Here is a 15,315-nt window from a genome sequence, read left to right on the forward strand (position 1 = left end):
GCTATGCCTATGAAGAAACAGGCCGTTTTGTGGAATTAGAGCAGGCATATTCTTACGTAGATAATTTAGGCCAGACAGTCGATGTAACCCAGAGATGGGTTCCCGAAACCCGCACCTGGGTAGATGAGTGGTCTACTATTAAGGATGAACCTGCCAAGACAAGATTTGTCTATGTAGTAAATGGCCGCGAGCTGCCCGCGGATAATATCCAGACCGATGGCGTAAAACTTATGAAAGATATAATTACTCGCGATATGGAAGATGCCTACAGGAAGGAATCTAATAATAGAGATTTATGGGAAGATATGAAGTTGAGTGCAATAGGAGAAATAGACCAGGCCCAGCGAGATGCTCTGGGAGATTGGGAAAAGGATAATTCTAATGTCTTTACTTCCGTAAACCTTGGCAAAATCTATAATATTCCGGATAATTATAAGAATCGCGGCAATAAAGCCTTCCAGATAATCATTGGAATTACACCCGATACAAAGCTTACGCAGGTAAAGAAGACCCCAATTTTATGGCAGGGGAGCACAGATACGGAAATCCAAGCCACAGAAAAAACCGGCCCAGTTTCTTACTTCTACACCTTACCCAGCGACCCGTTAGGCAGGGGATTATTGATAGTTGTTCCTACTGGTGAGAATACTTCAAAGATTATCCTTAATATGTGGTGGGTTAAGAATTCTGCGCCTTTAACTGTCTTGTCAAAGAGTATAACCTTAAAGCCGGGAGGCATAGAAATAGCAACTTTTGAAAGCAAGGTAATCCTGAATGGAAACGAAGTTTATAAATATTCCATCAAAAATGGCAATTATAAACTTGCCGAATATTATATTCCTACACGCATGGACGTACCTTATGCTGAAGAATGGCAAATCAAGCACGGTCCCCTGGATTTTTTATTGGGTATACCCGATACCAAAATTATTTATTTTGATACAAAAGTTCCTTATCCCTCGCCTGTTTACTCAAAGGCAGACAATAGAGTAGAAGATATAGAAAAACTGCAGAAGATTATTTTCCTTGAAGATGGGTCACAAATACAGGTTTTTGATTCCGAAAATCTCTGGCCAAGTTGGGTAGTCGGAGACAATAAATGGGAAGAAAAAATAATTGTATACGATAAATACGGAAGAACAGGGACCTTAAGTCCTGAAGCGGAGAAGAAATTAGTTAAAAAACCTGTGGCTTCGGGCAATAATGCGCCCTTACCATTCCTTTCCAATGGATTAACATTGGGAATAATCTGGGGAGCGCTTTTTGTGATTTTGACTATAATTGCCCCTTCCTTTTATTTTGTTCATCTCTACAAAAGATACAAAGAGAGAAGGAAGAGAAGTGGATTGAAGAAATTCACTGATGATATTTCGAAAAAAGCCTATGAACGGTTGCAGAGCAAAGTATTAGGCGTTGGAAAGGCTTCTATGCCTGGTGGCGCTCTTGCTGATAATGTCCTCGCAGGTAAAGGTGAATTTGAAATAGCTTTTCATCCCGAGATAGTTCACCTTTATAGTTATGTTTATGAGTTTTTGGCAAATAATTACATACGTGAAGATAGCCCGGAGGGGAGAGAAATATTAGAGAAATTAGATACGTTTATAAAAGGCCTGGCAAAATATTACGCTTCTGAAATAGCAAGGGGTGCCATAGAGATACAGCCAAGCGGTAAAGATGAATGGAAAGTAAAGATTGTTGGTTTACCTAACGTAGAAGCCTCTCCAAAGTATTCTCTAATTGGTCCGGCTGATGCAGAAATAAACGATAAAGTAAAATATTATATCTCTAAATTTATAAAAGGATTGGAAGGCAACTTAGATAATAGGGATAAGTTTATAAAAATTATTAAAGAAGATTTTGCAAAAGACGGTTTTGAATTTAAACATTTTAAAGAAACGCTCCGAAAAGACGGATTTACATATTTACCTATTAGAGAGGAGATAATAGAGGAGTTAGGATTAGATGTGGGAGAAGCAGGGAGGGGTGCATTAAGAGGAGACATCGGGCTTGATGAAGTAAGTAGAGCGAGTGGAGATCCCGCAAGAAAGGAAATAATTGAGAGAAAATTGCTAGAGGCCGGCATATTGAAAAAGATAGACAAAGAAAAGATGAAAGAAGTATTGAAAAAGTTAGCCGGTGAATACAGCGCTTTAACTTTAATGGGCATATATAATCCTAAAATAAAGAAATATTTTATTGACGCCCCCTCGAATGTACGCCTTGCCTGTATATTATCCCCGATAATAGGAATTGCATCTTATCTTCTCTTACATGTATTGGGTGTACCCATACCCCTATTCGTTTATCTTGTAGCTGCATTTGGAGTCTATCCTATTCTTTTGAATATTGTTATGGCTATAGGGTTGTATATAATCACAAGGTCTCCCAAGGCAACATTTTTAAGTCTATTTCCTGTATCCTTAAGAAGATTTTCTGGTATTGCTAAAGGAACTAAGGCTCTGCATCCGTTTGCAACGGAAATAGTTGCTTATTTACCCCATTTTGTAGGCACAGGTATTCTTATTTCCTGGATATTCAGCGGATATAATATATCCAGCCTGGCATTCTTGCCTCCCATTTTATCTTCTCTTCCTCTTACAGCGGTAACTATAGGAATTTCTGCAATTCTTTTGTTCAGCATAGTATTTGGAATTACGAAGTTTCACAGCGGGCGTTATTTCGGTATAATAGAAATGATTATACGCAGCGTTTTCAGCTTTAGTTTTCTTGCCTTAGGCGTTCTCATCTTACTTTCTCCTGTTTCTTTAACCGGTCAGTGGTTCTTAAGGAATATTGTTGGTATTCTTTTCTTGGTTGAAGCTTGGGGATGGGCCGCCTGGAGCCAATCTTTAATAGGCCTATCGCTATATTATCATTTTAGGCCAACAACAGGTTTCGGAAGGCTAAGAACAGTGATTTTGGTCTCTCTGCAGATAGTTTTATTCTACGCCCTTAGCCTCTGGATGTCAGGTTTTACCGCGTCTTATTTTATCGGGCATATCCAGGCAGGCATATTCTTCAGAGCCACATTGGCGCAATTAGTCCTTTTCAATACCGCTTATCTTATGTATTCCGGAATCTGGTTTTTATTACAATCCCTGGCTTCTGTAATAAGACCTACAAGGGGTCCTGCAAAGATTGATCCTGCCGAGATAGAAAAATTTAAAGCAAGCGGCGATTATATTTTGACTAACTATGTCGGTCCCTTTTTCCATGGCGCGAGGAGAGCAAGTGATATCGAAGACGCCCCTGATGGTAAGAAAGGTAAACTAACTGAGACAATGGATGCCTTAAATTGGTTAATAGACAATAGGGTTCCTACTATTCTTGAGTTGGTTAAGGAAGTGAAGAGTAAGTGTGGGCCGTCATTCACTGATGAAGAAGCGAAAGAAAAAATAAAAGAATTACTCCACAGCCTCCTTACGAAATATATTCCAATCTGGAGGGTTATGGCAAAAGTAGCTGATAAGACATTAACTTCGGATGAAGAGTTGGCCTTAAGAATTTATCGAGAAATAGTGATGAAAACAGGAATAGATAACACTGATACCGCTCTTAATATATTAGAAAAGGCGCTTGTTTTAAGAGAAGCAGGCTTTGGCAAAAATCTTTTATTAGTACTTACTGATAACAAATTTGATTTGCATCAGGATCTTCCTGAAGATTTAAAGGTAAGAGGACCCTTTCAGGCATGCAAAGAATATTGTGAGCTTTTCGAAAGAATTTCTGGCGGTAAAGCATATTATACCTATATCGGGACTCCTTTCACTTTTAAGTCCTTGGCAATGAATGGTATATTTACTCTCCCTTATGATATTATCACTAAGATTAAATATCTCCACATCATAGATAGAAATGCCAACAATCTAAATTTGGATTTGTTTGTGAAAGACATTAAAAGATTAATCTCCAATAATATCGTTGGTATGGTTGGTTATCGAGATACTACGAGTTACGTGATGCCCGCAGGAGACGGTTCCCGCTTGGTAGAGCAAGGCCACGGGAATTCTTTATTGGGCTGGAATGACTTTACTGCTACGGGTTGGGAGAATAATCAGCGTGTATTTTTAGGAGATATTTTAACCACGCCTTCCAATGGTTCCTCCTTATATCCTTTAATTCCTTTTAACTGTAACGCTCCTTACGCATCTGAAGATATTGCCGCTCTATGGGAGGCAGCCTCTAATGCTATTGCGTTGGATGAAGAGCCGCGACCGGCCTTAACCGAGTCCACAGGGCATAAATTCAGGGAGAGTTTTAGCACGGCCGAATGGGATAAGGCTCCCCCGCGCTGGTCAGGCCGGATAAACCAAATCTTGGAAAGTTACTATATGCAAAGAATATCTGATTTTGGGCCATTGCCTCTCTCTGAAAGGTTGGCAATTAGAAATGAAAGGAGATTTTATGTCAGTAACCCATTTGGGCTTATAAACATATTAATTATTCCTTTAGCAATTATCTTTGATTTTATGCCTTTTGTTGGCCTATCGGCCCTTTTCTTAGTTACAGGTATTTTATTTAATCAAATCTTAACCTTCAACGGGCTTTTTAACACCTGTAGATCCACGGGATTTTCTAAAATAAGAGCTTTTTTTGGCGTAGCTTTTGGGTTGATGGCGGGATGGTTCATTTTTCAGTTGCCATTAATAGGATGGCCGTTCTCTTTACTTACCTTTGGCGTAATAGGATTCTTCTTAGGGGGATGGCTTATCGGATTTTCTATATGGTTATCTCAAAGAATAAGGGATATCTTCCTTTTTGCCACTCGCTATGGGATTGAGGTTGTCTCCCAAGTTTTAAGTTATAAGGGTTCGGACTTCCAATTTATAACTTCTAAAGCAGCTAACTATACTAACTATAGATTATGGGAAAAGGTCCAAACAGTGAAGCCTCTAACAACCTATTTAATCTGCTATGCCCTTGGTATCACCTTCACTCTATTAAACTTCCTTGCTTTGAGTTTAGGCATGGATTTAACCAATGTTTTAGCTTTGTTTATCTCCCTTGTTTTCACCACTTCTTTATTCGCCGGCGGGTTTTTAATGGAGAATAAACCGGGTAAGAGTGGGTGGAAGGACGGTTGGGGTTGGTTAGATGCCTTGGGGAAATACGTAGGAATAATTGTTGCTATAGGAATAATGATTGCAAGTTATTTCCTTAAAGAAGCGAAGATTATCCCCTCATTTTCAGTCTTTACGGGAACATTTTTCGTCTTTATAGGGACATTAGGCATAGTGGGCATCTTTATTGCTTTAAGATGTTGCTTAGTCAATTTGGTGGAGTCCAAGCACATTCAAAACCACCGCACTTCCCAACGAATCCTCTGGAATATAGTAAATTATGCCTTGATGACGTTTATATGCCTGATTTGGTTTATGGCTATTCCTACCCCGGATTACTTTACCCTGATTTTACCAAGCGGCTCTGTTTGGGAAGTTCCTTTTATAACTGTAATCCAGTATATAGGAGGCGTTATCGGGGTCATCATTCTTTTAAAGATTGCAGAGTATATTGTTTCAAGGTGGGAATTTGCTCAAATTCAAAAAGAATTAGCAGAAATAAAGAGAAATATGCCTCCTTCCTTGATGCCAGTAATTCAACCATTGCTTTGCCAAATAGATATTTTCCTTGATAAGAAAGGTTTTGGCGATGCCAGGAGGACAATGAATACGATATATGTTATCTTTGACTCTATGGTCGATGCGTTCGTCAGCTTAATTCCAGATAATCAGAAGAATTCGCCACGAATTCTTGAATTACGCAATAAAGGGATAACAAGAAAGCAGGCTCATATCGTCAAAGGGTTTCATATTTATATATTGTCTAATGAATTGATACAAGGCGTACCTGAAAATGTACAAGGATTGGTTAAGAAAATTATTGCTGATTTGGGCACGGAAAGAGAAGACTTGAAGAATCTGTTGTTAGCTACTCAGGATGAAGCGCAGATAATACAAAAGATTTCCCATATAGAATTACTTATTAATATATTGAACGCTGCTGTGGCAGTGCATAGGTTACTTTTTGGTTTGCCGTTTGAGGTAAATAATCAAGCTAATACAGTCATTACAGACTTAAACACTGCGCTCGAAAGGTTAAAAACCGAAAGAGGCCCGGATAATACAAAAGCAATTATAAAACAAATAGATTTTCTTAAAGAAATATTGGATGTTTTTGTCCAAACGCTAAAATTTGTTACCGGGCTTACAACTGGAACACGGGCTCAAGGAAACGACGTTATTCAGAACCTAAGAGATCTACTTAGTCGCTTAAATACCGAACGTAATCCGGATAATATTAAAGCCATTAAGGGCCAAATAGAATTTCTCAAAGATATTCTGACTACCTTTGATAATGTAAATAAAGCTATAGCTGGCCTTTCTCCTGAAATACGAAAGGAGGCCGATAAATTCATTAATGAACAACTTATGCCTACCCTCAGCCAGCTCAATAGCGAAAGGAATTCAGACAGAGTCACAGCGATTAGGAAGATGATAACAGATGATTTACTTAAAACACTTTCTGATTACTTTGTCCAGGCTAATAAACTAATAAATAGTCTTCCCGTAGAAACTAGAAACAACCTAGCGCGTGTTATCGAAGACCTTAATAATACGCTTAATCAATTAAACTTAGAGAGGAATTCAGATCGAGTAAAAGCTATTAAACAACAAATAGTGTTGCTCATGGATATTTTAAATGCAGTTGTTAATACCCCAGAATTTCTCCAGAGAATTAGATTTGGATTCATATGTACTGTAGCGAGTCAAATTATCACTGAACTCGAGACCACATATAAGCAGTTGAATGCTGAAAGCGACCCGGATAAGATACCTAAAATATCAAGACGGATTTATTTCCTTAGAAGCCTATTAGATACTATTCTCTCTGCCCGCGAATTCATTGCAGAGCTACCGGAAGGTGTAAGAAACCAAGGAACTGACGTCATCAATGACCTTAACAGTCAGCTTAGCAGTTTAAATACCGAAAGGGACAAGGATAAGGTTAAAAATATTAAGAGCAATATAGATTTATTGAAAGACATTTTAAATACTTTTACTTCTACTCACCAGTTATTAGCTACGTTGCCAAGAAGCGTAAGGAGGCAGGCAACGCAAGTTATTGCTGACCTGAATACCCAGCTTGACACACTCAACACCCAGCGCAATAACCCCGAAGCCATTAACAAAGCCAAGACAGAAATTTCCCGGCTCAAAGACTTAGCCACCACCCTTAAAGAAGGCTTAAGCTTCATCTCAGCCTTACCTCCTGATGTCCAAACCAGAGGCACCGGCATCATCACTGACCTGAATATCCAGCTCAATACACTCAACACCAAGCGCAATAACCCCGAAGCCATTAACAAAGCCAAGACAGAAATCTCCCGGCTCAAAGACTTACTCACTACTTTTAAAGAAGGCATTAGCTTCATCGCTGCCCTGCCTCCCGATGTCCGACAAACCAGAGGCGCCGGCATCATCACTGACCTGAATATTCAGCTCAACACACTCAACACCAAGCGCAATAACCCCGAAGCCATCAACATAGCCAGGGAAAAAATCTCCCGGTTAAAAAATTTACTTACTAACCTTAAAGAAGAACTTCGGTCAGGACAAAATGTAGATAAGGCAAAAGAATCTCCAAAGCCTGCTGCGGCCAAAGAAGGCGAAGCTACTGGTAAGCCTGCCGGAGCTGCAACATCTACTGCTACGGAAGGTGAGCCAGCTGGTACTGTGCCTGGTCAAGGAGCAGCTACCGGAGCAAATAATGCAGGGACAACCGGAACTACGCAAGGGCCAACAATTAATCAGCAGGCAGCTGCAGACCTTGAAGCCGAGTTATCTGAAATCCTAAGGGATTCTTTGGCCGGAGCGCAGCCCCATGCGCCGCCAATTGTCAACATAAAGAAAGGTAATAAGCTGGAGATAATTTTGGGCACTCCTAAACTTACTAAGCAGCAACAGAAAGAGATAAGGCGTTTAATCATAGACAAGGTAATTCAGATTCAACTTCAGGATGAACAGGGCAGGTTTGTCTCTGTTGCGCCAGCAAATATTACCCTAAGGTTCGCCAGTATTCATTTCGAGTTTAAACTCAATAAACTTCCTCCTGCAACCTATCAGGCAGTAAAGCTAATATTCGAAGGCTATGAATACGTTCACCGGTTCATTCCTCCTCTTTTCATTGGTAAAGCAACTAAAGAGCCCTCTCAACCAGTTGATTCAACCGGAAAATCTACTGAACAGCCAACAGATACCTCCGATAAGTCAAAGCCAGCGGAAATAAAACAACAAGCTCCATTTATAGCGGAGCTATTTAAGAATATTATCACAGTAGCTATTATATTTATTACTTCGCCGCTCCTGTTTCTAGCCCTACTTTTTATAGCTTTAGTAAGCCTAGAGGCATTTAATACAGTTACCGATATAGTTATAGCGATTCCTTGGAATATTTTTACAGCACTTGCTAACAAAACTAAACATACACCAAAGCCGCCAAAAGATCCCAGTGATTCCATTTCTTCCTTACAAGACAAACGCTCACCCGAAGATATCCAGAACTACAGGGCAAGAGTTGCCAAGGCTAGGAAAGAAGGCAGATTATTCAATATCACTCAGGATAATATCATCCAGCAGGCAGCGGATTTATTAAGGGGTAAAGTCGTATTATTGCCGGGCGGCTTTGAGACATTGGATATCTCAGATGCCCTCAGCTCAAAACAAATCTTCTGGATTTCTGAGCCAGCGCGCGGCCCGCCTGATGCCTTTGCCGAAGGTAACGAAATTTATGTATTCTTACACGAAGGCCAATTAACAGCTATTGAGTTAGCTGGTGATTTGCTCCACGAAGCAGTTGAACTCCACCTTATAAAGAATGGCGTTGAGCCAAAACAAGCCTGCGAATTTGCTACTGAAATACACAAAAACTTTGCTGACCAAAACCAGAAACCCCAAGCACCGAATTCAGGAAATAAAGAAAAATTTGATGGAGTGGATATTAGCATAAAGAAGATGCAGGAAGTAGTAAGGGGGGTATTTAGTAGTGGTTGGGAAATAGGAAGGATTATTGTCAGTGCCTTTATACCTGAGCAGGCAAAGGTTCTAGAAGAAAGTATTGGGCCTAAAGTATTCCCTCAAACCAAGGCAAAAGCACCTACTTTCATTAAAGGCAACCCTGATCCCGAAGGAGGCAGAGGTAATGGTATGGCTACCATTGCAGCCGGAAGAGCGGCATTCAAGGAGATGATAGAAGAGATTAAGTTAGCCAGAAGCAAATACAGCCTCTTAGAGCTTATTAGGCATGCTAGTGAGATTACGCATTCTGGCAGTACTATAAATGAAGCCATAGTAGGTTCCTCTATGGTATTACACAGTGGTGGCGAGGCCAAAAGGAACCACGCCCACGGCCCAGCTGGTGGCGGCAAGATTAACGCCGTATTACCCGGTGGAAGGTTATATGAGATGTTGAGCGTAATTATGGTTAACTTGGCAGGGATGGCAGGAGATTATCCTTTGTTTGGTAATATCTTTGGTGATGCGCTCATTTGTTTTGATCCCGACAACATAGGCGGGATGGTAAGAGAAGCGCTCGAGAGAGGTGACTCAGTGTTGCTATTAAGGAAGATATCATATCTTGAAGCTCCCAAATACGGCGTGGCAGTATTAGACAATGAAGGCAGGATAGTGAAGTTTGTGGAGAAGCCAGGTGACCACTTTAAGTTTTCAGGGGCAGACTTAGAGAAACCTGAGAATCGGAAGAAGTTGCTTGATTATCTTAAGGAGATAGGAGTGCTTATGCGTGGCACCGAGGATAGCAAAGAGCCTTTGGTATTGATGAACCCTGCCTTTATGTTGAATGGCCTATACGACATCTTGGCAATGCTTTATCTGGCAGGTTTAATTAATAAAGAAGGCAACCTTGAGATAGATCAGAATGGAAAGATTAACTTGCAGGCCGATAGTGTGTTAGAAAGAGCCTGCGTCTATAAGATTCCCATTGATACCTATGGTGACTTGATTCCTGCCAAGACTGCGGGCAGGGGGGAATATATTGCTGCACGCATAGGTGGTACGGTCAGAAGAATTGCTGATAAAGGTGTAGCAAAAGAAGAGGCAAAGCAGAAAGCGGAGCAATTTTGGTCAGATATACACGCTGCTATGAATGGCGAGGTATTTGCTGAGAAGTTTAGCAGAGGCAGGTTAGTGGGTATTCCCATAGACAGCTACTGGGGCGATACCGGTGCTAAAGACACCGAGTTAAATATGCTCTTAGGCGAAGGCAATGAGGGAAACTTGGTAGCGAAAGCCAATGAATTTCCTAGCCGCAGAGACGCCCAGGTGGCGGGTCACTTAGGCGAAGGAGGCAGGGTTTATGAATCAGAGGTTTATGCTCAGGGTCAGCAAGAAAGCTTTAAGCTACCTGAACAGGCAGTTGTCTGTGATGCCTATTTGGGTGAGGATGTAAGACTCTATATGCAAAACAGGTCAATGATAATAAATGTGGGTGCCAAGAGCGGTATTATCTCAGTCTTTGGTAATTGGAGATTTTACTATGACTGGACAAAATTTGATCCTGTTGGAGTAGTGGAATACAATGAAGATAATCCGAACCAAGATGCATGGGCAAGTGAAAGTTTAAGTTTATTTATGGTAAGAGCATATGAGCATTATAAGGAAAAAGAACAAATTAATGTGGGTCTGGCTAAATTCTTGGAATTAATATTTGGCAAGGATTTATTACAACCTGACAAAGCCAGAATCTATCCTAATCCCGAAAAGATGGAGAAGACTCAGTACGATGAGATTATAGAATGGTTACGTCGTCACGAAATCTCCCCTCCGCCTGAGGCGTGGTTAAAGGCGCTTGGTTCAGACAAACTGGTTACTCAGGATAAAACAAGAGAAGAAGAACGCATTAATTTAGGTAAAGAAGAATTGGTAGACTGGATAGCAGCTGTAGCAAAGACTAATAACTTTGGCCTCGGTAAGATATGGGACATAAATACCTACACTGCTAAGCTATATCCCGAGGTGCCTAGGGGTGAGGTGGGTAGAGAAGACACAAAGGATAACAGGATAAACTGGCAGGAATTCGATGCCACAATGAGGTGGCTACAGACTCAAATAGAAGAACCTCCTGTGGCTTGGCTAAGATTATTATTAAACAACAAGCTTCACTCTATGGGAGAAAATTCAGCTCAGGCAGACCAGGAAGCAGTGTTTGAACACCTAATTGGTGGCGGAAAAAAGAGCGGAAACAATCAGCCGCAAGCCACCGGACCTACCCTGCCTATCGAAGATGCCAAACAAAAAATTGAACAGAAAAATCAAGGTCCCGCCTCCAGCTCTTCCTTACAGGGTAAGCACTCTTCCCAAGACATCCAGGACTACAGGGCGAGAGTTACTAAGGCCAAATCTGAAGGTAGATTATTCAACATCACTCAGGATAACATCGCCCAACAGGCAGCGGATTTATTAAGGGGTAAAGTTGTATTATTGCCGGGCGGCTTAAGGACGCTGGATATCTTAGACGTCCTCGCCGCAAAGCAAATCTTCTGGATTTCTGAACCGCAGCGCGGCCCGCCTGATGGCTTTGCCGAAGGCAATGAAATTTATCTCTTTCTACATCAGGACGATTTAGCCGCATTAGAGTTAGCCGCATGTTTACTCCACGAAGTAATTGAGTTGCACCTTATTAAGAATGGCATTGAGCCAAAACAGGCCTGCGCATTTGCTGCTCAAATATGCGAGAAATTTATAGAAGATGTCCGCAACGCGCGAGGCTCTATAAAATTGCAACCCACTGCCTCCAGCTCCCGCAGAGGCCGCCTCTCCCACGATGACCATTTAAGGGTTAATGCCGAGATAGAAGTAGCTCAGATGGAATTCCGCGGTTGCCTGCTCTCCGGGACAATTGATGGTTGGCAGATGCCCTTCTGTCAGCAAGACCCACAGCTCTACTATACTGCCAGAGAACTCACCCAAGGCTTAGTGGCTAAATTGCCCCAGGTCTTAGGGCAGATAGACATTTACGAAATCCTCAAAGCAGCTAACGTAATCCTGGTTGTTAACCGTAACCGCTCACCCGGAGATATTGACGATCACATTGGCGAAAAGCGTAACTCTATCTATATTCTTGTTCATTCGGAAGAAGAATTCCTGAACCTCGCCGCACCGGAATTAGCCGCCATTCTTGCCCACGGGGCAATAGAGCTCGCCACCAAAGAACACGCCTTGAAGAAGGGCATTGCCTGGGATGATATAGCAGATGAGGCCCATCTAGAGGCGCAAGCCTTCGAAGAAAGCAACCGCGAAATCCTCTCCCATAGATACAACCGCATGTTGATGAAAATCGATATGCAGGCCGCCTTCAAAGAGGGCTGGCGTATAAAGCGCATCTTCCAGACCGCCTTTAATAAAATCCAGGCTGCTATGTATGCCTCTCAAATTAATCCTGAAGATTATCCCAGAGACACTAAAGTTATCCCTGTGGCAGACCCAGAAACTTACAGGAGGGGAGCCAGGGTGCGCGGTAATGGCATTGCTAATTTAGGTATCATCAGGGCCTTAGCAGAAGAATTAATTAAAGAGCTAAACTTAGCTCCCGGCACATATAATTTGATAGATTTATTGGGTAACAGCCTAACCGTCGGTTTACACGGCGGTGGGCAATCCTCTCGTAATCCCAAATATACCCAGATCGGCAAGTTCAATGGTTATCTGCCTATAAAGAGTTTGAATAAAAACCTCCCCGCCACATTGCAAGAAGAACTCTTGGTTCCCGCTGCAGTATTAAGCCAGATTTATCCTGAGAATATGCCGGCCTACATCAATACTTATGGCGATGCCCTGATTACCTTTAATCCCGGTATGGTTAAGCAAATTATTAGTTCTAGTCCTGAGATGGTCAACGGGATGATGGTCTTTGTAAGAAAAGTTCCCGCTAGAGAGTCGCCTTGCTGGGGAACAGCTAGCGTAGCGTCTAATCTACGCATAGTGCAATTCATAGAAAAACCTTTGGGAGATACAGGGGAGGTAGTCAACGGCATTATCAGAGTAAATAAAGAAAAGTTTGTCATAGACGAAGATTTAGATAAAGCCAAAGATATTTTAAGAAATAAATATAAGGTATTGGTTGACGACGAATACATCCTCATGAATACTGCCTTTGCTGTCTTGGGGCCGCTAGCCTTAGTGCGCTGGGCGATCTTAGCCGGCATTGATGTAGACATAGATGGCAAATTTACCGTTATCGAACAAGGCAAAGTCCCCTATAACAAAAATAGTTTCTATGATAAAGCCCTAACTTATGGCGCAAATGTGGACACCTTCGGTGACCTGGTGCCTCCTATGAGCGAGAACGTAAACATACTTGAGTTTATCTTTAGAGGCAACGTAAAGCAGATAGAAGATGCCAAGAAGAAATTCAATGCCTCAAGCCTCTCCATATTAGAAGATATCCAAACCAGGCTACATGGCCTGCGCGAAGGCTTCAATGGAAAGACAATCTCCTTGAATGAGTTAGGCCAGGAACTTGAAAAGTTAGCTAAATCCCTGGAAAAGAGATTTACAGAGGCACAGGAGGTAAACGATATTCAGGCGTTAGATACCTGTTTATCTAATGTAACCCAGATTTTAATGCGCCAGATATTGGCTGAAGTCTTACGCCATCCGGGCGCAGGCTCTAATCTTTGGGCAATTCCCATAGAAGGCGACTGGCTGGATACAGGTAGGACCATAGAAGAATCTCAGATTATCTTAGGCCAGGGCCAGGCGAATAAGGAGTTAGGTTTAATCTTTGGTTTTGAGCAATCGATTGCGTCTAAGTCTAACGTTACAAGCCATAGCTACGCCAGTATCATTGAAGCCGGCCCCGATTCACACATTGCTCCGGACTCCATACAGATTGCCTCATACCTTAACGGAAGAATTCAATTAGACAGCGAATCTCAGGCCCACATGGTAAATTGGAGAGGAGACTTGCATCTTTATCCGCAGGTAGTAATGTCTGAGGCGCCCATATTACATAAAGATAAAGGTGAAGATAGAAGTAAAGATAAAAGCTGGATAGTGCATTTACTCTGGAGCCTGCAGGATGGAGAAACTAACAAAATCACTACCCATATGAACCGCTCCTTAGAAGAGTGGCTTAGCGCCTTGGGTATTGATATGAATAAGATTTGGGCCCCTGGCGCAGCACATATGTTAACCACTGCCAGAATTTTCCCGGGCCTTAGCCAGCAGGTCTTGGAACAAGGAAAGCCAATTGACAACCTTGATAGAGAACTCTATGAGTCCATGTATGAAATCTGGGGTTTCTTACAAGGCCATACTTCTCCTGCACCTGAAGCCTGGAAGAAAGCCTTAGAACAAGAGCGCCTATTCTCTATGACTGATGTCTATAACGAACCCGCTACTGAACTATTGCAGCAGAGGAGACAGAAGTTAATAGAGGAATTAAAACAAAAAATTGACCAAGAAAATTCAGGCATCGCCTCCAGCTCAAGCCAGATACCCTTAGGCTGGCTCTATGATGCAATAGAGGATGAATACTACAACCCCGCCAATCCCACTATCCGAGGCAAAATAGTAAATGGCGAATTTGGAGTATATGGGGGAGGCCTGCCTTCACAGGATTGGCTGCATATCCGCCAGAACGCCAAAGAAGGATTTAAGCTTCCTACCAGCGTATATCTGTCAATATATGACCAAGAGCAGAAGAACGCTTTTAAAGAATACTTTAAGGTCTATAACTGGCCTAACAATACAATATTCGATGAAGGTACCATTGTCATTGATGAAAAGGTGCCGGCTGAGGTAAAGCAAAGACTGCCAAAAATAGTAGTAAAAGGTAATGGCTTAGGCATCTTAAGCGTGATCAGGGCAGATATCAATAGATTGGCAAAAGAATGGAATCTTGCGGATGGAGATTACTCATTAGAAACTCTCCTTAGGCAACATAAGCCGCACAGCGTGGTAGTAACCGCAGGCGGTCAGGCCCAGCGTAATCCTAAATACACCCAGATAGGAAAGATTTTAGCCACCTTGCCTATTGAAAGTAAATCTAAGGGTCAGCCTTCCTATATTTTGGAGTCGCTCTTAGATATCTCTATCAACATCGAGCACAACTACCAGGACAGCTTTATGTTTGCCGTAATCTACGGCGATTCCCTGATCACCTTTAACCCTGAGCAGATGCAGGAATACTTCGCCCAGCATTCAGCGGTAAAAGAAGGCCTCTCCTGCCTATTCTTGAAGATGGGCTATAAAGAATGTGAAAGATACGGCTTCGGAAAATTAGCAGAAGGCAGTCTAA

General features: G+C 41.9%; 1 pseudogene (cut by both window edges). It reads left to right on the plus strand.

Going from position 1 to position 15,315, the window contains the following annotated elements:
- Window positions 1-15,315, plus strand: a pseudogene (gene malQ, locus PHV44_02100) (4-alpha-glucanotransferase) (it extends past both window edges: 63,220 nt to the left, 17,975 nt to the right).

The organism is Candidatus Omnitrophota bacterium, from assembly GCA_028717245.1.
In the GTDB taxonomy this organism is placed as follows: domain Bacteria; phylum Omnitrophota; class Gorgyraeia; order Gygaellales; family Profunditerraquicolaceae; genus JAGUYA01.